Origin of the sequence: Staphylococcus saccharolyticus, assembly GCF_900458815.1 — a bacterium.
GTDB classification, from domain to species: Bacteria; Bacillota; Bacilli; order Staphylococcales; family Staphylococcaceae; genus Staphylococcus; species Staphylococcus saccharolyticus.
The window spans coordinates 844882-867148 of record NZ_UHDZ01000001.1 but is presented as its reverse complement, the minus strand read 5'-3'; the positions used below and the strand labels follow the sequence as shown (position 1 = coordinate 867148).

Genomic DNA, 22267 nt, shown 5'->3' with positions numbered 1-22267 from the left:
AAATTGATAAGATAGATGAGTCACTTAATATAATCATAAATTTTAAAATTTCATATGGCGATTAAACTTGTTTAGTTCACCATAAAAATATGCTTTTTCGCCATGAACAATCTCGTCAAGACCTGTCTTATCTTCTTCTTTAGTCGTTGCTAAAGGTGTAAATACTTTTATTATTCTAGCGATGATGTATGTAACTATTGCGCTAAATATAACTGTTGCTATAGCAACGGTAAATTGAATAAGTATAATTTTAAAGTCTCCTGTATAAATTAATCCATTTTCAACAGCGTCATTCACTTGGTGTGATTGGAATACTCCTGTTAGTACTGCACCAAGTACACCACCAACACCATGAATACCAAATGCATCCAAAGCATCGTTATACTGCAATTTAACCTTAATTAAGTTAATCACAATATAACAACCAATTCCACCAATAATTGCAATCAACGTTGTACTAAGGTAACTGACATATCCTGCAGCTGGCGTAATTGCTACGAGACCAGAAAGTGCACCTGATAATAACCCTAAAAGACTTGTTGTTTTCTTAAGTACATATTCGAGTATTAACCAACCAAATGTGCCTGCACTAGCAGCAATGACAGTATTGACAAAAGATGCCAAGGCAATTTGATCGAATGTGAATGCACTACCAACATTGAAACCATACCATCCTAACCATACTAAAATACCACCTATTAGCGTGATGAGTAGGTTATTTCTCTTGTTTCTTACCAACCCCTATCACTATACCTAAAATCAATCCAGATACACCGGATGTAATATGGATCACTGTACCTCCAGCATAATCAATGGCACCTAATTTAATAATCTATCCACACCCCAAACCCAGTGAGCAACTGGACTATAAATGAGCACAACCCATAATCCTACAAAAATAACATACGGTATAAATCTCATTTTTTCAGCTATAGAACCTGATAAAATAGAGATGGCTATCGTACAGAACATCATTTGGAATAACATAAATTGTGCTAAGGGAACGTGAGGACTTAACACTTTAGACGTTGCAAAGCCTACGTGGTTTAAACCTAAAAATTTCAAAACACCTAACCAATCATTTCCCTCATCGAAGCTGATTGAAAAGCCAATGACCATCCATACAAAAGTGACGATAACGATAGCAGTCATACTTTGCATAACTGTATCTAAAGCATTTTTTGATTGGACAAGTCCTCCATAAAATAAACTTAATCCTGGAGTCATTAACCAAACTAATAATGTACATAGAAATAGAAATATTGTATCATCCATATTCATTCTTACCACTTCCTTTATCAACATCATAATGAGTGATTTATGGAAGTGCAAAATTTGGTAAGGTAATATTACACAATATGTAAATTTAAATAACACTAAAGTGATTAATTCAATTTTTATTGATATAAAAAACTAGCGAATTTAGCATTCGCTAGTCAAACTAATTTAAAATAATTATGCTTTTTGTACTGTAATTGTCCAAGATGCATCATCAAGTTGTTCATAGTTAGTTAAAGGGTAGCCATTTTCAGCAGCCCAATTGGGTATGGATTCGGTTGCTTGAGTACAATCAAAATCAATTTTTAATTCGTCTCCATGTTTTAATTCCAACATTTTCTTTTGAGCTTCTATATTAATGGGAATGGACAAACCATTCCTACTGTACCCAGTTCATGTACCATATCATATAAACCTCCTTAAATGATTTAATCGCTTACGCTACTTGCTGTAGCAACATTCGTTGATGATTGACACAATTTTTTCATCGGTCTCACAAAAATAAAGTAACTCATAAACCAAACACCAATAATCATTGAAGCAAGTCCTATCCACCCTTGCCAACTCATAACAGCTGTTTCAACTAATCCGTTACCAATAGAACAACCTCCTGCTACTGACGTACCAAAGCCCATAAATATGCCACCTATTGCACTATTTCGAATCGTTGTCTTATCTGGTAAGCACCACTTAAATTCTCTAGAACCTCGTGCTGTTATGTAAGAACCTACAAAGATACCTAAAACCAATAAGACTCCCCAATCAATAAACTTAGTATTCCCAGTAATAAGAAAATTTATTAAATTGGCAGATGGTGTAGTAATACCTAACCATGAAGTCTACCCGTAGATTCACTCATTGGCCATACGGGTAGTGCGATTAACCCCACTACAATTCCTGCAATAAATGGATGATATCTTTTTTCAAATAGATAATGTCTCATTCCTCTATAATTTTGTTTTAATGTAGGAACAATCACCTTTGGTTTACTTAATGTCTTAACAACTACAACGGTAGTGATTATTGTCAAAATCAAAACAAGTATCCAATTGGGTACACCTATCGTTTGAGACATACTCGAGCTTGTATGAGTAGGTTCATTTATAAAACGCATCACTGGCAATAAAACGCCATTTTTTGTTACAGCAGAGGTCATTGAGTACTAAGATTATCCAACTGCCAATCAATCCTTCACCTGCTCTATACCATGTACCTGTAGCACAACCACCCACTAACACAATTCCTATACCAAAAATAAAAGAACCCATAACAGTACCTATGATTGGAAAGGTATGGGTAGGAACTATAATTACATTAACACCCGTAAGAATAAGCAAACCAATACTTTGTATTGTAATTGTAACAAGTAATGCATAAAACATCTTATTATTTTTTTGAACATACATATCCCTAAAGCCACCTGCTAGGCAAAAGCGTGTTCTTTGCATTACAAAACCTAATAATACACCGACCATAAGTCCACTAATAATCATCCATAACATTTTTACCATACTTTTCCGATATAAATATAAGGTGTTATAGTAAAAAAGGAATCTTTTTGCAAATATTCAAAATTTTAATATTAGTTTATGCTAATTCTTTTAAAATATTAATGAGCTCTTCTTTTGAAAATTGACTAAACTTATACCATTCATGATCACTATAATAAATAAATAATTTATGACCTAGTAATCCCTTTACATGTTTATATCTAACAATTTTAGTCGTGTCAAATTCAACACTAAAGGGGGTAAGCTCTTTTCCATAAGCCTTAAAAGTCAGTGTATTTCCATCTATTGCAAGCCTACCTGGAACTATCATTATACGTTGAATATGCGGCTTAAATGTGCAATTGGCTTCTATACTCATAATGACATCACACCTCATCTATTTTTATATAATTAATTATAATATATCATTTTTTCTTAAATAAAAAAGCACCCTCCAATGAGGATGCTAATATTAGCATTGTAATGCTTTTTGACTTTTTTAAAAAATTATTTACTATAATTTTTCATAAAGAATAACAATGATTGTAATTCAATACCAAAATCAATATGATGAACTTGTACATCTTGAGGTGTTTTAACTCGACTTGGTGTAAAATTAAGTATACCTTTTATACCAGCTTTAACAAGTTGATTAACAACTTGTTGTGCTACTTTCTCAGGTGTCGTTAAAATTACGACATCGATATCTTCCGCTTCAACTGCCGATTTAATTTCATCGCTATGTTTAACTACTACATTTCCAATTTCTTCGCCAACGATGTGTTCTCTAACATCAAACGCTTCTGTAATTGTCATCTCATCATGAATTGAGAAATTATATGTAAGTAACGCACGTCCTAAGTTCCCTACTCCCACAATAGCGATTTTAATTTCATCGCTTTCACTTAGCTCTGATTTGAAAAATTCCAACATACTATCGACATTATATCCATAACCTTTTTTACCTAATTCTCCAAAATAAGAAAAGTCTCGACGAATAGTTGCTGAATCTATTTGTAAAGCTTCACTGATTGCTTTTGAATTTACTCGGTCAATCCCTTTAGATTTTAGAATACTTACAAATCTATAATATAAAGGTAAACGTTTTAGAGTAGCTCGAGGAATTTTAGTGTTCTCTGGCATTCATTTTGTCCCCCTTGAAGTTTGAATTAATGCTATTTTAAGTATTCAAACACGTAGTCAATTAAGTTGAAGGCTCTTTTTAAAATACAAATAATTGCCTACAACGAATACTTAAATATTATACATTATTAAATTTTAAAAATAAATATCTCAGTTTCATGTAAGCAATGAATACTGTAAAATAGAGATAATTGAGTATAATAAACTTTTCTTATCCCACCGAATTGATTGTAGATAGTTTTTTATTTCCAATAAAAAAGTTAATAATTTATAATTCCCATAAAATAAAATTAATAAAAAAACTAAGTGTTTATATATAGTTTATACCTAAATAAACAAATTAGAAAGGTGAGAATCGAATGATACTTTTACAACTTAATGACATCTCAAAATCGTTCGATGGTGAAGATATCTTTACAGACGTCAATTTTGAAGTTAAAACTGGAGAACGTATTGGAGTTGTCGGCCGTAACGGTGCTGGTAAATCAACTTTAATGAAGATTATAGCAGGCGTAGAAAATTTTGATAGTGGTCATATTTCTAAAATTAAAAATTTAAAAATGAGTTATTTAACACAACAAATGACTCTTGATTCTGACGCCACTGTTTTTGAAGAAATGTCAAAACCGTTTAAACATATAAAAAATATAGAAGAAATGTTTAAATCAGAAACTGATTGGTTCGCCACACATACTCATGAATATGAAACTGAGACTTATCGTGAACACATTGAAAGATATGAATCGTTAACCAATCGTTTTGAACAACTTGAAGGCTATCAATATGAAAGTAAAATAAAAACTGTACTTCACGGACTTCATTTTACTGAAAAAGATTTTAATAAGCCAATTAATGATTTCTCTGGTGGTCAAAAAACACGTCTTTCACTTGCTCAAATGCTACTTAAAGAACCAGACTTACTTCTACTCGATGAACCTACTAACCATCTTGATTTAGAAACAACTCAATGGTTAGAAGATTACTTGAAATTCTTTAAAGGTGCAATCGTTATTATTAGTCATGATAGATACTTTTTAGATAAAATTGTTACACAAATTTATGATGTGGCTTTGGGAAATTTCAAACGTTATGTGGGGAATTATGAACAATTTATCGAACAGCGTGACCAATATTATAAAAAACGTATGCAAGAATTTGAGAATCAGCAAGAGGAAATTAAACGTTTAGAAACATTTGTCAAAAAAAATATTACTCGTGCTTCAACAAGTGGAATGGCTAAAAGTCGGCGTAAAACTTTAGAAAAAATGCATCGCATAGATAAACCTATGATTGATGCTCGTAGCGCTAATATGCAATTTAACTTTGATAGAAATACAGGAAACGATGTCATGCACATCAAAGATTTAGAAATTGGTTATGAAGTTCCTATTACTGACCCAATAAATATTGAGATATCAAAGGGAGATCATATTGCAATCATAGGCCCAAATGGTGTTGGAAAGACAACACTTATTAAAACAATTGTCGAAAAGCAATCTAAACTTGCAGGAGAGATTACTTATGGCGCTAATTTACAAATTGGTTATTATGATCAAAAACAAGCTGAATTTAAATCAAACAAGACCATACTTGATTACGTATGGGATCAGTATCCAACTATGAATGAGAAAGATGTGCGTGCAGTATTAGGGCGTTTTTTATTTGTTCAGGATGATGTTAAAAAAGTAATCAATGATTTATCTGGCGGTGAAAAGGCACGATTACAATTAGCACTTTTAATGTTACAAAGAGATAATGTCCTTATTTTGGATGAACCCACAAACCATTTAGATATTGACTCTAAAGAGATACTTGAACAAGCTTTGCAAAATTTTAAAGGTACGATTATATTTGTTTCGCATGACCGTTACTTTATCAATCGACTTGCTAATAAGGTATTTGATTTAAATCATCATGGCGGACACATGTACCTTGGAGATTATCAATATTTTATTGAAAAAACTGAAGAAGCTAAAGCAATTCAGACACAACAAGCTTTAAAACAACATACTACCGATAGTGAAACAGGTACTACTAATTCTTCTTCATACGTGAACCAAAAACAACAAAAACGTGATCAAAGAAAGATAGAACGTCAAATTGAGCAAAGAGAAGCTCAAATTGAGGAATATGAAAATCATATCACCTACTTAGAAGAACAACTCACTCAACCTGAAGTATTTAATAATCCAATTAAAGCTGCTGTGTATGCTGATCAAAAAACTCAAACCGAACACAAGTTAGAACAAACCATGAAAGAATGGGAAGAATTACAAGAAAAATTATAATTCACTACAATACACTTAGACATCTTAAAGTAGAATTTCTTACTTTTTGGTGTCTTTTAGTATGTTATTACACAATTATTATTAACAGCCATTGATGTTATTATGATAGCTATCCACAGAGTTATCCTAGTTGTCCACAAGTAATATCACATTTTTCTTTAAAATTATTCAACTTATTTACCACTTTATTCACAGTTTTCAACAACGTTTATCCACAGCTTACACACATTTTGTTGATAAGTACGCACGTTCCCTATTGACAATTTAACTTTATTAGTGAATTTGAATCAGTAATTTATTTATGAAATAATTTAATTAAATAAATAGATTAAGGAGTCACTCATGTCACATTATTAAATCTTAGGATTAATCACATTAACCTTCATTCTAATGATTACGCTTATAAATATCATAGTTTCAGTAGTTGAAAGACGAAAAATTGTTGCTAAAATTAATACGCTTTGGCATAGCAAGTCTAAAATCGAAAATTTTATTCGACCTAATTCGAAATTTGATGCACAATATCGCACTTATAAAGAAGCATATGAAGAACATACATTAATTGATGATAAAACATGGTCTGATTTAAACTTAGAAACATTTTTTTACAAGATTAACTTTAATTTTACTGTAATAGGTGAAATAAAACTATATGCTACACTGCGTGGTATGTTTAAAATTGGTAACACTTCACTTATCCAAATGTTTACCAATAATCAACATTTTCGTTTAAATGTATCTTACATACTTTCAAAAGTTTGTAAGTCAGTATATCCATTATTTCCTGATCAACTCGAACCGATTAAACATAATCATTCATTAATGTTCTGCCCTTTGTTACCTTTTCTTTCGTTAATATTTATCTTTACGATACCTGCTAACGGTTTATTAATATTTCTAGGAATCATACTTTTAAATGTAGTGCTTTCCTTAAAACTTAAAAAATCATACGATCAAGATTTAAAGTCTATATTCTATACTGCTAATGTTATTAAACAGTGCCTTTCTCTAAGTAAAATGGAAGGTACACCTAACTTAAATGTAAACTTTAATCATTTTAAGACATCTCGTCATTTTAGTAGATTATTATCCCGGGTAGAATCACAAGATATGCTAAGTAGTACTATTATGTTACTCAAGCTTATATTCATGGTAGACTATGTACTATTTCATTTAATTCAACGTAACTATTTTAAATATCAAGAAGAAATAATGTCTTGCTATGACTATATCAGTACATTGGATAATCATTATTCACTTGCCTTATATAGAAGTACTTTAGACACCTATTGTGAGCCTGAAATAAGTAATTGCAAGAAAGGCGTTTATTTCCAAAACTTAAAGCATCCTTTAATCGATGAAGATATTGCAATAGCAAATGACCTAGATATATCAAAAAATATATTACTTACAGGATCCAATGCTTCAGGTAAATCTACATTTATGAAAGCTGTAGCATTAAATTTAATCATGTCACAAAACCTTCATACTACTACTGCATCATCGTTCAAATGTCACAGTGTCTATGTGATAACATCTATGGCAAATGCAGATGATGTGCTAAGTGGGAATAGCTATTTTATGGCCGAACTTAAATCTATTAGGCGACTATTTAACATTCATAGTAAAGAAATGATATACTGTTTTATCGATGAAATATTTAAAGGTACGAATACAACTGAACGTATTGCTGCTTCTGAATCTGTGTTAAGTTTTCTATATCATACCCCTAACTATAAAGTGATTGCTGCAACACATGATATAGAACTATCTACAATTTTGAAAAAGAAATATCTTAATTATTACTTCAATGAATCTATTCAAAATAATCAAATTTTCTTTGATTACAAAATAAAACTCGGTAAAGCTAATACACGTAATGCAATTGAATTATTACGAATTACGCACTTTCCTGATCAAATTTATAAACGTGCCAAAGAAAATGTTAGTGACTAATATTTATATATAAGAAAAGCTCCTTTAGATGAATCAACTAATTAGTGTGTCACCCAAAAGTTAGAGGTTTAATCCAATTTTTAGGATTCAGTACAATGTTAGTCTATCATCTAAAAGAGCTTGTTATATATTTCTTACATTGAAAAATCTTCGATATCAATATTATTTTCACCATTAAGTGCTAAATTTCCGCGTAATCCTGCTTGATACAGATAATGCCCTGCTGCACCAATCATCGCTGCGTTATCAGTACACAACTTTGGACTTGGAATCGTTAGCTGAATGTCTTCATACTTACAAGAATTGGTTAAAGATGTTCTTAAACCTTTATTGCTAGCTACACCACCTGCAACAATAAGACGATTCACCTGATAATCATGACAAGCGTGAATCGCTTTATATGTTAATACTTCAACAACGCTGTTTTGGAAACTTGTTGCGACATCCTCTGCAATTATATTTTCATTTTTTTGACGTAAATTATGCAATTTATTAATGACTGCACTTTTGAGACCACTAAAACTAAAATCATAGCTATCTTTTTCAAGCCAAACTCGAGGAAACTCATAAGTATCTTTGCCTTGAGATGCAAGACGATCTATGTGAGGACCACCAGGATATGGTAAGTTTATCGTGCGTGCCACCTTATCATATGCTTCTCCTACTGCGTCATCTCTAGTCTCACCAATCACTTCGAAATTTAGATGGTCTTTCATGTAAACCAATTCAGTATGCCCCCCTGAAACTATGAGAGCCATAAGAGGAAACGTTAAAGGTTGTTCTAAATGATTTGCATAGATATGTCCAGCAATATGGTGTACTGGAATAATGGTTTTATCATAGGCAAATGCTAGTGCTTTAGCCGCATTAATACCTATAAGTAATGCACCAATTAAACCTGGACCTTGTGTGACAGCGATAGCATTGACATCATTCATACTCACATTGGCGGTTTCAAGAGATTCTTGTATTGTAGCTGTTATTCCTTCTACATGGTGGCGACTAGCCACTTCAGGCACTACTCCGCCAAATCTTTTATGACTATCAATTTGACTAAGGACCGTATTAGAAAGAATTTTAGTTCCATTTTTTATAACACTTACGCTTGTCTCATCACAACTCGTTTCTATAGCTAGAATTAAAGTATCTGTTGTCATTTCAAATTCACCCACATCACTATTGCATCCTCTCCTTCACCGTAATAATTTTTTCTTTTACCACCATATTGAAATCCTAAATTTTTATATACATGTTGTGCAATTTCATTCCCGATACGTGCTTCCAAACTCATCACTTCACAAGTATGACTAGCATAATTTTTTACATATTCAAGTAACAATTGTCCGAGACCAAAGCCCCTAAATTGATGAGTAATTGCTACAGTAGTAATTTGCGCTTGATCGATGACAATCCATAATCCAAGATAACCAATAATTTTATCATCATATTCAATCACAAAATACGTTGCAAATTCATTTTGTTCAATTTCATGATAAAACGCATCAATTGTCCATGAACTATCATTGAAGCTCTCTCTTTCGATATCGAAAACTTGAGGTACATCTTTAACACTCATCTTTCTAATATTTAACTGTTCTGTTGTCGGTCTATCCAATTTCTTTCCGCCTCTGATAATTTATGATATTTAGGAGTAAATGCGTGAATATTTACTGGGTTCTGAATCAACTGCTTCATAATTGCCGCCCTAGGTAATTGTTTGATAACCTCACTATCTAATAAATGATTAATCTTGTCAGTGTGATGACCTATAAAAACGTATGGCTGTTTCATATGGTGCAATTTATGAAGCAATTCATTTATAAGTATATACGTATCTTCAATGATAGTAATTAATGTCCCCTTTTGGTATTGATACACTCCTGTATACACCGCTTCTCTTCTGGCATCAAAAATTGGAACTAGTAACCTAGTATCATCCTTAACCGTTGCTGCCAGTGCCTTAAGTGAAGATACACCATATAAATTTGAATTTAAAGCGTAGGCTAAGGTTTTTGCTACTGTGACACCTATTCTAAGTCCAGTGTAAGATCCTGGTCCTTCAGCTACAGCAATATCCGTTATATCACATTTATCTATATAGGACTTCTCAAATAAACTTTTTATTTCTGGCATTAATTGTACAGAATGATTTTGTTTAATATCTGTAGTTTTCTCTACAAGTACTTTATCGTCTTTCATTATAGCTACTGAAAGAGGTTGGTTAGATGTATCAATTAGAAGATAGTTCATGTAATACAGCCCCCTTAATTTTTTTATATTCGTCTCCATGGGCATCGATAGTTATAAGACGTTTATTTTCATCTTTGACATTGATAGTAATCGATAGATAATCATTAGGAAGTAAATCTTTAATAAATTCACTCCACTCAATCACGATAATTGCTTTATCCTCAAAATATTCATCAAAACCTAAATCATCTTCTTGATCTTCTAAACGATAACAATCCATATGATGTAATTTTAATTCAGAGCCTCTATAAGATTTTATAATATTAAACGTTGGTGAATTAATTGTCCTTTTAACTCCTAGTGACTTCCCTATAAATTGAGTTAAAGTAGTCTTGCCAGCACCTAAGTCACCATTTAGTAAAATTAAACTTCCCACATTTAAATTTTTAACAAGTACATTTGCAAATTTTTTCATATCTTCTAAATTATTGATAGTTAGCACTGTTCATTCTCCTAATGATGAAGATTTATATTATATTTATTATATCCATTTATTTATAGATTTATCAGTTATTCCGTTCACTATTAACTTAATCATTGTAACAAATTTTATGATAAATTTCTTTGTGAAAATTCATTCAACATGTTTGGTTAAATTTTTAGAAAATTCTAAATTTAATATTGGCACGTTTCGATACATGTAGTAAATTGAGCTTATCAATTTTAAAATAATTCGAACTATTAAGAATAATTAACCATTCATCGAAAGGAGTATAATAAAATGACATATCATACGACACAATACCTACCAACAACTCAAAACGTTATTATCATTTTATTATACTCGTAAGGACTCGAACATTAGTAAGGTTTCACTGTTAAATGTTTAAGTCCTATTTCTAGTTGAATGGGACGTTTTTTTATTTTCTAAAATATTATTATATGCGAAGCGACATGATTAAAAAAGGAGCTCAACAAGCTCCAGCAAGAAGTCTTTTGCATGCAACAGGCGCTCTTCACAAACCAACAGATATGAATAAACCTTTTGTAGCGATTTGTAACTCATATATTGATATTGTTCCAGGACATGTTCATTTAAGAGAACTTGCCGACATTGCTAAAGACGCAATTCGAGAAGCAGGAGCAATTCCATTTAAATTTAATACTATTGGTGTAGATAACGGAATTGCTATGGGACATATTGGTATGCGATATTCTTTACCTTCCAGAAAAATCATTGCTGATGCTGCTGAAACTGTTATTAATGCGCATTGGTTCGATGGGGTATTTTATATCCCTAACTGCGACAAAATCACCCAGGAATGTTACTTGCAGCCGTACGTACAAATGTCCCAGCTATTTTTTGTTCAGGTGGTCCAATGAAAGCTGGGTTATCAGCTCAAGGTAAAGCACTTACTTTATCTTCTATGTTTGAAGCAGTGGGGGCATTTAAAGAAGGAGCTATATCCAAAGAAGAATTTTTAGATATGGAACAAAATGCTTGTCCTACTTGTGGATCATGTGCCGGCATGTTCACTGCAAATTCTATGAACTGCTTAATCGAAGTTTTAGGTCTTGCACTTCCATTCAACGGCACCGCTTTAGCAGCAAGTGATCAACGTCGAGAAATGATTCGCCAAGCAGCCTTTCAATTAATTGATAATATTAAGAATGATATAAAACCTAGGGATATTTATCACAAGGGAAGCTATTGATGATGCATTTGCTCTAGATATGGCAATGGGTGGATCTACAAATACTGTTTTACATACATTGGCTATCGCTAATGAAACTGGTATTGACTATGGCTTAGAACGAATTAATAAAATTGCTAAACGAACACCCTATTTATCTAATATTGCACCAAGTTCTTCATATTCAATGCATGATGTTCATGAAGATGGTGGAGTCCCAGCAATTATTAATGAACTGATGAAAAAAGAAGGTACTCTTCACTCAGATAGACTGACAGTCACTGGTAAAACTTTAAGAGAAAACAATCAAGGGAACAACATTCAAAACTATGAAGTGATTCATTCCCTTGAAAAACCATATGACCACGAAGGTGGATTATCAGTTCTCTTTGGTAATTTAGCACCAAAAGGAGCAGTTATCAAAGTTGGTGGTGTTGATCCTTCTATAAAAGTGTTTAGAGGTAAATCTATCTGTTTTAATTCACATGATGAAGCTGTTGAGGTTATTGATAACCATACCGTACGTGAAGGACACGTAGTCATTACTCGTTATGAAGGTCCAAAAGGTGGCCCGGGGATGCCAGAAATGCTTGCACCTACTTCTTCAATTGTGGGGCGTGGATTAGGTAAAGATGTTGCCTTAATTACTGATGGAAGGTTCTCTGGTGCAACACGAGGAATCGCTGTTGGACATATTTCTCCAGAAGCTGCTTCTGGAAGACCAATTGGGTTAGTTAGAGACGGTGATGAAATTATTATAAATTTAATGAATAGAAAGATAGATGTTGCTCTAACCCAAGATGAACTTGGGCACCGACGTAAAACATTAAAACCATTCAAAGCAAAAGTCAAAACAGGTTATCTCGCTAGATATACAAGTTTAGTTACTAGCGCAAATACTGGTGGTATTATGCAAGTTCCAGAAAACCTCATTTAATTAGGAGATGATAACAATGTCTAAGCAAAAAAGTACTTCATTTAACGAACCTTCCCATGATAACTCAAATCATTATAAAAAAGTTCAAAATGACCAAACTAAAACGCTACAATCTGAAACTATTACTCAAAATCATACTGGTTCACAACTACTAGTAGAAGCATTACTACAGAAGGTGTAGATTTTATTTTTGGATACCCAGGTGGGGTAGTGTTACCCTTATACGATACATTTTATGATGGAAAGATTAAACATATACTTGCACGACATGAACAAGGTGCGACACATGCAGCTGAAGGTTATATACGTGTATCTGGTAAAACAGGTGTAGTGGTCGTTACTAGTGGACCAGGAGCTACAAATGCAATTACAGGTATTACAGGATGCACATAGCGACTCACTACCATTAAGTTGTATTCACTGGTCAAGTTGCTACGTCAGGCATTGGTAAAGATGCCTTTCAAGAAGCTGATTTATTATCAATGACCACACCTATTACTAAACAAAATTACCAAGTTAAAAATGTTGAAGATATACCAAGGATAGTGCATGAAGCCTTTCACGTGGCAAACTCAGGTAGAAAAGGTCCGGTAGTCATAGATTTTCCTAAAGATATGGGTGTTTTAACAACTCATGTTGGTTTATCCAATGGCACTCATTTACCAGGTTACAATGTTCAAACTCAACCTAAAAAACAAGACATTGAGACATTAATTTCCATGATTAAAAAACCACTTGTTCTAGCAGGGACAGGAATTAACCATTCGAAATCAAATCATTTATTACACATCATCAAATTCCAATAGTAACTACATTACTCGGCTTGGGTGCAATTCCTTATAATCATCCTTTATTCCTAGGAATGGGAGGAATGCATGGTCCCTATGCCAGTAATATGGCACTCACAGAATGTGATTTACTTATTAATTTAGGCAGTCGCTTCGATGATCGTCTTGCAAGTAATCCGGATGCATTTGTACCAAACGCTAAAATTATACATGTTGATATCGATCCCTCAGAAATTAATAAGGTGATTCAAACAGATTTAGGTATTGTAGCTGATTGTAAAATCGTTTTAGAACAGTTATCAGAAAAAATATGATAACAGCCGAGCATGACAAGTGGATTAATTATTGTAAGAACAATAAAGCTCGTTATCCATTTAAATATGAAAATGACGATAATACATTTTGTAAACCACAAAAAGTCATTGAATATATAGGTAAAATTACTCACGGTAATGCTATTGTTACTACTGATGTAGGTCAACATCAAATGTGGGCAGCACAATTTTATCCTTTCATAAATTACGGACAATGGGTCACAAGCGGTGGCTTAGGAACTATGGGATTTGGCATACCTGCAGCAATAGAAGCGCAACTCGCTGCCCCTGGTAAAACAGCAGTCTGCTTTGTTGGAGATGGAAGTTTCCAAATGACCAATCAGGAAATAGCTTTATTACCAGAATATGGCTTAAACATCAAAATAGTGCTTATTAACAATGGCACATTAGGTATGGTTAAACAATGGCAAGATAAATTCTTTAACAAACGTTTCTCTCATTCTGTCTTTAATGACCAACCTGATTTCATGAAAATGGCAGAGGCATATGGTGTTAAAGGATTTTTGATTGATTCCCCAAGTCTTTTAGAATCCACATTAAAGGCTGCATTTAACTATAAAGGGCCAGCACTAATAGAAGTACGTATCTCCCCTGTCGAAGCTGTAAATCCTATGGTACCTAGTGGTAAATCAAACCATGAGATGGAGGGATATTAATGGAACGTACAATTCAGTTTATAGTAGCAGATCAAGTAAGTACTCTTAATCGTATTACAAGTGCTTTCGTTAGATTGCAATGTAATATTGATGAACTACATGTTCAACATTCAGCACAAGAAGGCATTTCTAATATGGAACTTAAAGTTAATATTAAAGATGAAGACGTTTTCAATATTGTCTTAAAAAAATTAGAACAACAAGTAAATGTTTTAAGTATTAGAAGTAACTAAATAACCATTGATGCGCTAGTTATTAGATAATTTAACATTGAAACATAACTAACATCTTTAAATTTTTACACTTTAAATATTTCGAAAATTCAGAACTTTTATAAAGGTAATTGGAGGAATTTATTATGACAAAAGTATATTATGACAATTCAGTAACTAAAGATGCATTACAAGGTAAAAAAATTGCAATCATTGGTTATGGTTCTCAAGGTCATGCACATGCTCAAAATTTAAAAAACAATGGTTATGATGTCGTTATCGGTCTGCATCACGGACGATCTTTTAAAAAGGCTAAAGAAGATGGATTCGATGTTTATACAGCAAGTGAAGCTACTCAACAAGCTAATGTAGTAATGATTTTATTACCTGATGAAATCCAAGGCGATGTGTATAAAAATGAAATTGAATCTCATTTAGAAAAAGGAAACGCATTGGCTTTTGCGCATGGCTTTAATATCCATTTTAGTGTTATTGAACCCCCTGTTGATGTAGATGTATTTTTAGTTGCACCCTAAAACTTAGTTAGACGTACATTTGTTGAAGGGTAGTGCTGTTCTCCTTCATTATTTGGTGTTCAACAAGATGCTACAGGGGCAGCAAGAGATATTGCTTTAAGTTACGCTAAAGGAATCGGTGCTCGCGCGCAGGAGTCATTGAAACGACTTTTAAAGAAGAAACTGAAACTGATTTATTTGGTGAACAAGCGGTGCTTTGTGGTGGCGTTTCAAAATTGATTCAAAGTGGTTTTGAAACGCTTGTTGAAGCAGGTTACCAACCTGAACTTGCTTATTTTAAAGTTTTACACGAAATGAAATTAATTGTCGATCTTATTGTATGAAGGCGGTATGGAAAATGTCCGTTACTCCATTTCAAATACAGCAGAGTTTGGCGATTATGTTTCTGGACCAAGAATTATCACTCCAGATGTTAAAGAAAATATGAAAGAAGTACTTAAAGACATTCAAAATGGTAACTTTAGTCGCAAATTTGTTGAAGATAATAAAAATGGTTTCAAAGAATTCTATCAATTACGTAAAGAACAACACGGTCATCAAATTGAAAAAGTTGGGCGTGAACTACGTGAAATGATGCCATTCATTAAATCTAAAAGCATTGAAAAATAATAATTAATAAGGGGTGTTTTAATATGGAAGAACATATTAAAATATTCGATACAACACTTAGAGATGGTGAACAAACTCCAGGAGTCAACTTTACTTTTGATGAAAGACTCAAAATTGCAAAGCCATTAGAAAATTGGGGAGTAGATGTAATTGAAGCAGGTTTTCCTGCTTCAAGTTTAGGAAGTTTTAAATCTGTAAAAGCCATAGCAAAAGCGTTGACTACAACTGCAGTCTGCGGTTTAGCAAGATGTAAGAAGACAGATATTGACACTGTTTATGAAGCAACTAAAGATGCTACTAAACCACAAGTTCATGTATTTATAGCTACATCTCCTATTCATTTAGAACACAAATTAAAAATGACTCAAGAAGAAGTGATCGCTTCAATAAATGAACATGTTTCTTATGCTAAAGAGTTATTTGAAGTTGTGCAATTCTCTCCAGAAGATGCAACTAGAACTGAAATTCCTTTTTTAATTAAATGTGTTCAGACTGCTGTCGATGCTAGTGCCACAATTATAAACATCCCTGATACAGTAGGTTTTAGTTACCCTACAGAATATGGACTTATTTTCAAAAAGCTTAAAGAATCTATTCATTCTGATAATCAAATTATATTTAGTGCTCACTGTCACGATGACTTAGGTATGGCAGTTTCAAATAGCCTTGCTGCTATTGAAGGTGGTGCAAGAAGAATTGAAGGTACCGTTAATGGCATTGGAGAAAGAGCTGGTAATGCTGCACTTCAAGAAGTAGCTTTAGCACTTTATGTAAGAAAGGATCATTATTGCATTGAATCAAAAATAAATCTTAAACAAACTAAAAAAATTTCTGATTTAATATCTAGATATGCTGGAATTAGAGTCCCAAGAAATAAAGCAATTGTTGGTCAAAATGCATTTAGCCATGAGTCTGGTATACACCAAGATAGTATATTAAAACACCGGGAAACATATGTAATTATGACGCCACAATTAGTAGGCGTGGGTACTACTGAATTACCTCTTGGTAAATTATCAGGTAAACATGCATTTTCAGAAAAGCTTAAAGCATTAGGTTATGATATTAGTACTAAAGACCAAGTCGCTTTATTTAAACAATTTAAAGAAGTTGCAGATAAAAAAAAAGACGTTTCTGATCGAGACATTCACGCAATTATTCACGGTACTGAACATGAACAAAGTGCAATATATCAAGTTGAGAACTTGCAACTTCAATATGTGTCTAAAGACGTGCAAAGTGCTGTTGTAGTTGTAAAAGATAATGAAGGCCAAATCTATCAAGACTCTAGTATAGGGACTGGTTCTATTGTAGCTATCTATAACGCTGTAGACCGTATTTTCAAAAAGCATACAGAACTCATTGATTATCGAATAGAATCTGTTACAGAAGGCAGAAGTACATGTTCAGCTCATTATTGAAGGAAAAGAAATAAATGGTATTGGTATTGATCACGATATCTTACAAGCATCATGTCAGGCATATATTGAAGCTCATGCTAAGTATGTTTCTGAAAATAATTCGAAAGAAGGTATTCAAGCATAAGTTATAAAATTGTCGCCCTTCCTGGAGATAGTATTGGCCCAGAAATATTAAGTGGAACATTAGATATTCTTGACTTAATCAGACGAAAATATCAATTTAAATATGAACTTGAAAAACATCATTTTGGAGGTGTCGCCATTGATCATTATGGCACACCTTTAACTAATGACACACTTGAATCGTGTAAAAGTACTGACGCCATTTTATTAGGAACCATTGGTGGACCTAAATGGACAGACCCTCTTAATCGTCCTGAACATGGTTTATTAAAACTAAGGAAAGATTTAAACTTATACGCTAATATACGCCCTACTATTGTTACTGAAGGTACGAGTCACTTATCACCCTTAAAGCAGAATAACGTGGAAGGTACAGACCTAGTTGTAGTTAGAGAATTAACGAGTGGTATCTATTTTAGAGAACCTAGCCATTATACTATAGAAAATGCTTTAGATTCCTTAATGTATTCGCGTAAAGAAATAGAAAAAATTGTGAGAGCTGCTTTTCAATTAGCCCAACAAAGAAAGAAAAAATTAACTTCTGTAGATAAGGAAAATATACTATCTTCCAGTAAACTATGGCATCAGACAGTGGAAGATTTAAAACAAAATTATCCTGATGTTGAAGTCAATCACCTACTTGTGGATGCTTGTAGTATGCATTTAATAACACGACCTACTCAATTTGATGTGATAGTAACCGAAAATTTATTTGATGATATTTTAAGCGATGAAGCTTCAGTCATTCCTGGTTCACTTGGTTTATCTCCTTCCGCAAGCTTTGGAAATCAAGGTGCTCGTTTATATGACCTATTCATGGTTCAGCACCAGATATCGCTAATAAAAATATAACTAATCCATTTGGTATGGTTCCTTCACTCGCATTGTGTCTAAGAGAAAGTTTAAATCAAGAAAAAGCAGCTAGCGAATTAGAACATAATATTTATGAACTTATTAAATACGGACAAACAACTGCGGATTTGGGTGGACAAATGAGTACTTCTGAAATTTTTGACATATTAAAAGAGAAATACGTTTAAAGGAGAGAATGAATATGGGACAAACTCTATTCAATAAAGTATGGCATAAACATTGTTCTACATGGAAATAAAGGTGAACCACAGTTATTATACATCGATTTACATCTTATCCATGAAGTTACCTCTCCTCAAGCTTTTGAAGGATTAAGACTTAAACATCATCATCTTCGGAGACCAGATCTTACTTTTGTAACGCTAGATCATTATGTGCCAACTATAGATATTTTTAATATTAAAGATGAGATCGCTCACAGACAAATTACTACGTTACAACAGAATGCTAAAGATTTCGGTGTTCACATTTTTGATATGGGGGTCTGATGAACAAGGGATCATCCATATGGTTGGTCCTGAAACGGGATTAACTCAATCTGGTAAAACCATTGTTTGTGGAGATTCTCATACTGCAACACATGGTGCTTTTGGAGCAATTGCATTCGGTATAGGTACAAGTGAAATCGAACATGTATTTGCAACACAAACTTTGTGGCAGACCAAACCTAAAAATTTAAAAATTGATATCAACGGTAAGTTACCCAAAGGTGTTTATGCAAAAGATATCATCCTTTATTTAATTAATCGATATGGTGTCGATTTTGGTACTGGGTACGCTCTTGAATTTACTGGAGAGGCAATTAAAAATCTTTCTATGGAAGCACGAATGACAATTTGTAATATGGCTATTGAAGCTGGTGCAAAGTATGGCATAATGCACCCTGATGAAACAACTTATAATTATGTCAAAGGCCGTTCATATGCAAAGAATTTTAATAAGTCAATCAATTGGTGGAAACAATTATATTCTGATGAGGATGCACATTTTGATAAAATCATTCAATTCGATGTATCGAGCTTGGAACCTCAAGTAACATGGGGAACAAATCCTGAAATGGGTGTTAATTTTAGTAGTCCATTCCCTGAAATTAAAGATTCAAATGATGAACGTGCTTATAGATATATGGGACTTAAACCTGGACGAAGAGCTGAAGATATTAATCTTGGTTATGTATTCTTAGGTTCTTGTACTAATGCAAGACTCTCGGATTTATTAGAAGCAAGTCACATCGTTAAAGATAAAAAAGTTCACCCTAATATTACAGCTATAGTAGTACCCGGTTCAAGAACTGTTAAAAAAGAAGCTGAAGCATTAGGACTAGATAAAATATTTAAAAAAGCAGGATTTGAATGGAGAGAACCTGGGTGTTCGATGTGCTTAGGTATGAATCCTGATCAAGTTCCTGAAGGTGTACATTGTGCGTCAACAAGCAATCGTAATTTCAAAGGTCGACAAAGGTAAAGGTGCCCGTCCCCATCTTGTTTCTCCAGCTATGGCAGCAGCTGCAGCAATAAATGGTAGATTTGTAGATGTAAGAAAGGTGGTCATTTAAATGGAAATTCAACCCATTAAAACTTATACAGGTAAAATAGTTCCACTTTTTAACGACAATATAGATACCGATCAAATTATTCCTAAAGTTCATCTTAAGAGAATATCTAAAACTGGTTTTGGTCCTTTTGCTTTTGATGAATGGCGATATTTACCAGATGGCTCCGACAATCCAGATTTTAATCCTAACATACCAAAATACCAAGGTGCTTCAATACTTATTACTGGAGACAATTTTGATTGTGGATCAAGTCGTGAACATGCTGCATGGGCGCTTAAAGACTTTGGCTTAAATATCATCATAACTGGAAGCTTTAGCGATATTTTTTATATTAATTGTACAAAAAATGCTATGTTGCCCATTTGTCTAAATAAAGAGCAAAGAGAACATTTAGCGAAATTTGAACAAATTACGATTGATTTACCTAACCAAACTGTTTCATCTCCAGAAAAATCATTTACCTTCAATATTGATGAAACTTGGAAAAATAAACTCATAAATGGATTAGATAATATAGAGATTACATTAAAATATGAAGATTTAATAGAGAAATACGAAAAAACTTGTTAAAGGTGCGGAATACTATGACAGTAAAATATTCAGTTTCAACAAAAGATATAGATGAGGCATTTTTACGTCTCAAAGATATAGTCAAAGAAACACCCTTAATTTATCTCAAAAATATGATTGTACTGTCTATCTTAAAAGAGAAGACTTACAATGGGTGCGTTCTTTTAAATTAAGAGGTGTATATAATGCTATCTCAGTGTTGTCTGATAATGAAAAAAACAAAGGTATAACATGTGCTAGTGCAGGTAAATCATGCACAAGGCGTAGCATATACCGCTAAAAAATTAAATTTAAAAGCTGTTATCTTTATGCCGGTTACTACGCCACGTCAAAAAATTAATCAAGTGAATTTTTTGGGAGAGGATAATGTCGAAATTGTGCTAATAGGGGATACATTTGATCATTGCTTAACAGAAGCTTTAAATTATACTCAACGACATGAAATGAACTTTATTGATCCCTTCAATAATATTTTTACCATTTCCGGACAAAGGACACTTGCTAAAGAAATGATCAATCAAGCTAAAATAGATAATGTTGAATTTGATTACCTATTTTAAAGAATTTTCACCTAAGACAAAAATCATTGGTGTTGAACCTACTGGAGCAAGTAGCATGTATCAATCTGTAATAAATAAACAAGTGGTCACTTTAGATAATATTGACAAATTTGTAGACGGTACTTCAGTTGCAAGAGTTGGAGATATTACTTTTAATATTGCTAAAGATAAAGTCGATGATTATATCCAAGTTGACGAAGGAGCAGTATGTTCAACTATTTTAGACATGTACGTACTCTAAACAAGCAATCATAGCTGAACCTGCTGGAGCGCTAAGTGTTGCAGCTTTGGAGAATTATAAAACTCAAATTCAAGATAAAACTGTAGTTTGTATAGTTAGTGGTGGAAACAATGATATCAATCGTATGAAAGAAATTGAAAAACGTTCTCTCCTTTTTGAAGAAATGAAACATTATTTCATTTTAAACTTTCCGCAAAGGCCAGGAGCTTTAAGGGAATTTGTAAACGAAGTATTAGAACCTCAAGATGACATTACAAAATTTGAATACCTAAAGAAAACATCACAAAATACTGGCACCGTCATTATAAGCATTCAACTAAAGCATCATAATGACCTAGTACAATTAAAAGAACATGTTCATAATTTTGATCCATCAAATATTTATATAAATGAAAATAAGATGTTATATTCATTACTTATTTAAGACGTTCGTTTTTATCATAGGCGCTAAAAAACTTACTCTGCTCGAAACAAGCGCTCGTATCTTTCTTCATTTACGTCTCTTGTTAACTCATTTAGCTCGACTAAATTCGTTGCTCTCGCTTCTTAATTCATTAGCTCCAAACACTTTCTCTTCGTTGAGAATTTTACTTTTTCTATATCAAATACTCTCTATTTTTAAACATAAAAAAAGAGACCTTACGGTCCCGATTCAGCTCATCGCATCCATACGATTTGTATATTGCCTGGCAACGTCCTACTCTAGCGGAACGTCAGTCCGACTACCATCGGCGCTAAGGAGCTTAACTTCTGTGTTCGGCATGGGAACAGGTGTGACCTCCTTGCCATTGTCACCAGACAAGTGAATGTTT

The 22267-nt window shown here is 33.0% G+C and carries 10 protein-coding genes, 1 rRNA gene and 10 pseudogenes; 11 read left to right on the top strand and 10 right to left on the bottom strand.

The window, feature by feature from the left end:
• Positions 1 to 42: 42 nt before the first annotated feature.
• The 5 genes and pseudogenes from DYE57_RS04135 to DYE57_RS04115 all read right to left on the bottom strand — a co-directional run bounded on the left by DYE57_RS04135 (position 43) and on the right by DYE57_RS04115 (position 3911).
• Positions 43 to 1281 (bottom strand): annotated as a pseudogene (locus DYE57_RS04135) (ammonium transporter).
• A 174-nt stretch (positions 1282 to 1455) separates the two neighbouring features.
• A pseudogene (locus tag DYE57_RS04130) lies at positions 1456 to 1682 on the bottom strand (sulfurtransferase TusA family protein).
• 24 nt (positions 1683 to 1706) lie between these two features.
• Positions 1707 to 2780, bottom strand: a pseudogene (locus tag DYE57_RS04125) (YeeE/YedE family protein).
• 85 nt (positions 2781 to 2865) lie between these two features.
• Positions 2866 to 3147: a hypothetical protein gene (locus DYE57_RS04120; RefSeq protein ID WP_115312973.1), complete on the bottom strand. Its 282-nt coding sequence runs from the start codon at positions 3145 to 3147 to the stop codon at positions 2866 to 2868.
• Positions 3148 to 3275: 128 nt separating this feature from the next.
• Positions 3276 to 3911 (bottom strand): redox-sensing transcriptional repressor Rex, encoded by a 636-nt coding sequence (locus DYE57_RS04115; RefSeq protein WP_115312972.1) that lies wholly within the window; start codon positions 3909 to 3911, stop codon positions 3276 to 3278.
• A 359-nt stretch (positions 3912 to 4270) separates the two neighbouring features.
• Between DYE57_RS04115 and abc-f the strand changes: the two genes are divergently transcribed.
• Positions 4271 to 6199, top strand: a complete 1929-nt coding sequence (gene abc-f, locus DYE57_RS04110) for a ribosomal protection-like ABC-F family protein (RefSeq protein WP_115312971.1) — start codon at positions 4271 to 4273, stop codon at positions 6197 to 6199.
• Between the two features lie 390 nt (positions 6200 to 6589).
• Positions 6590 to 8155, top strand: coding sequence for a MutS-related protein (locus DYE57_RS04105; RefSeq protein WP_165417915.1), 1566 nt, complete (start codon positions 6590 to 6592; stop codon positions 8153 to 8155).
• A gap of 134 nt (positions 8156 to 8289) precedes the next feature.
• Here DYE57_RS04105 and tsaD read toward each other — a convergent pair whose 3' ends face one another.
• From tsaD to tsaE, 4 genes are read right to left on the bottom strand one after another with little or no spacing between them, the layout of a single operon-like run.
• Positions 8290 to 9312 carry a tRNA (adenosine(37)-N6)-threonylcarbamoyltransferase complex transferase subunit TsaD gene (gene tsaD, locus DYE57_RS04100; RefSeq protein ID WP_115314119.1) on the bottom strand — a complete coding sequence of 341 codons (1023 nt, stop codon included), beginning with the start codon at positions 9310 to 9312 and terminating at the stop codon, positions 8290 to 8292.
• Positions 9309 to 9770, bottom strand: coding sequence for a ribosomal protein S18-alanine N-acetyltransferase (gene rimI, locus DYE57_RS04095; RefSeq protein WP_115312970.1), 462 nt, complete (start codon positions 9768 to 9770; stop codon positions 9309 to 9311). The genes tsaD and rimI overlap by 4 nt, the downstream gene beginning before the upstream one ends.
• Complete coding sequence (gene tsaB, locus DYE57_RS04090) at positions 9743 to 10405, bottom strand: tRNA (adenosine(37)-N6)-threonylcarbamoyltransferase complex dimerization subunit type 1 TsaB (protein WP_115312969.1); 663 nt, start codon at positions 10403 to 10405, stop codon at positions 9743 to 9745. Before tsaB ends, rimI begins: the two co-directional genes overlap by 28 nt.
• Positions 10386 to 10847 (bottom strand): tRNA (adenosine(37)-N6)-threonylcarbamoyltransferase complex ATPase subunit type 1 TsaE, encoded by a 462-nt coding sequence (gene tsaE / locus DYE57_RS04085; RefSeq protein ID WP_115312968.1) that lies wholly within the window; start codon positions 10845 to 10847, stop codon positions 10386 to 10388. The genes tsaB and tsaE overlap by 20 nt, the downstream gene beginning before the upstream one ends.
• Before the next feature lie 440 nt (positions 10848 to 11287).
• Between tsaE and ilvD the strand changes: the two are divergent.
• From ilvD to ilvA, 9 genes and pseudogenes are all read left to right on the top strand, one after another.
• A pseudogene (gene ilvD, locus DYE57_RS04080) lies at positions 11288 to 12976 on the top strand (dihydroxy-acid dehydratase).
• A 16-nt stretch (positions 12977 to 12992) separates the two neighbouring features.
• Positions 12993 to 14755: pseudogene (gene ilvB, locus DYE57_RS04075) on the top strand (biosynthetic-type acetolactate synthase large subunit).
• On the top strand, positions 14755 to 14988 hold the full coding sequence (locus tag DYE57_RS04070) for an ACT domain-containing protein (protein ID WP_115312967.1): 234 nt from the start codon (positions 14755 to 14757) through the stop codon (positions 14986 to 14988). Before ilvB ends, DYE57_RS04070 begins: the two are co-directional and overlap by 1 nt.
• Positions 14989 to 15113: 125 nt before the next feature.
• A pseudogene (gene ilvC, locus DYE57_RS04065) lies at positions 15114 to 16112 on the top strand (ketol-acid reductoisomerase).
• Between the two features lie 23 nt (positions 16113 to 16135).
• Positions 16136 to 17657: pseudogene (locus tag DYE57_RS04060) on the top strand (2-isopropylmalate synthase).
• A pseudogene (gene leuB, locus DYE57_RS04055) lies at positions 17654 to 18696 on the top strand (3-isopropylmalate dehydrogenase). The pseudogenes DYE57_RS04060 and leuB overlap by 4 nt, the downstream one beginning before the upstream one ends.
• A gap of 14 nt (positions 18697 to 18710) precedes the next feature.
• Positions 18711 to 20084 (top strand): annotated as a pseudogene (gene leuC / locus DYE57_RS04050) (3-isopropylmalate dehydratase large subunit).
• Positions 20085 to 20654 carry a 3-isopropylmalate dehydratase small subunit gene (leuD, locus tag DYE57_RS04045; RefSeq protein ID WP_115312966.1) on the top strand — a complete coding sequence of 190 codons (570 nt, stop codon included), beginning with the start codon at positions 20085 to 20087 and terminating at the stop codon, positions 20652 to 20654.
• A 14-nt stretch (positions 20655 to 20668) separates the two neighbouring features.
• Positions 20669 to 21879, top strand: a pseudogene (gene ilvA, locus DYE57_RS04040) (threonine ammonia-lyase IlvA).
• Positions 21880 to 22139: 260 nt separating this feature from the next.
• Here the strand turns inward: ilvA and rrf are convergent.
• Positions 22140 to 22254: ribosomal RNA gene (rrf, locus tag DYE57_RS04035) — 5S ribosomal RNA — on the bottom strand.
• Positions 22255 to 22267: the final 13 nt, after the last annotated feature.

Excerpts from the sequence above, each read along its gene's own strand:
- DYE57_RS04120 (WP_115312973.1), bottom strand. The coding sequence starts at position 3,147 with ATGAGTATAGAAGCCAATTGCACATTTAAGCCGCATATTCAACGTATA.
- DYE57_RS04115 (WP_115312972.1), bottom strand. The coding sequence starts at position 3,911 with ATGCCAGAGAACACTAAAATTCCTCGAGCTACTCTAAAACGTTTACCT.
- abc-f (WP_115312971.1), top strand. The coding sequence starts at position 4,271 with ATGATACTTTTACAACTTAATGACATCTCAAAATCGTTCGATGGTGAA.
- DYE57_RS04105 (WP_165417915.1), top strand. The coding sequence starts at position 6,590 with ATGATTACGCTTATAAATATCATAGTTTCAGTAGTTGAAAGACGAAAA.
- tsaD (WP_115314119.1), bottom strand. The coding sequence starts at position 9,312 with ATGACAACAGATACTTTAATTCTAGCTATAGAAACGAGTTGTGATGAG.
- tsaB (WP_115312969.1), bottom strand. The coding sequence starts at position 10,405 with ATGAACTATCTTCTAATTGATACATCTAACCAACCTCTTTCAGTAGCT.
- DYE57_RS04070 (WP_115312967.1), top strand. The coding sequence starts at position 14,755 with ATGGAACGTACAATTCAGTTTATAGTAGCAGATCAAGTAAGTACTCTT.
- leuD (WP_115312966.1), top strand. The coding sequence starts at position 20,085 with ATGGAAATTCAACCCATTAAAACTTATACAGGTAAAATAGTTCCACTT.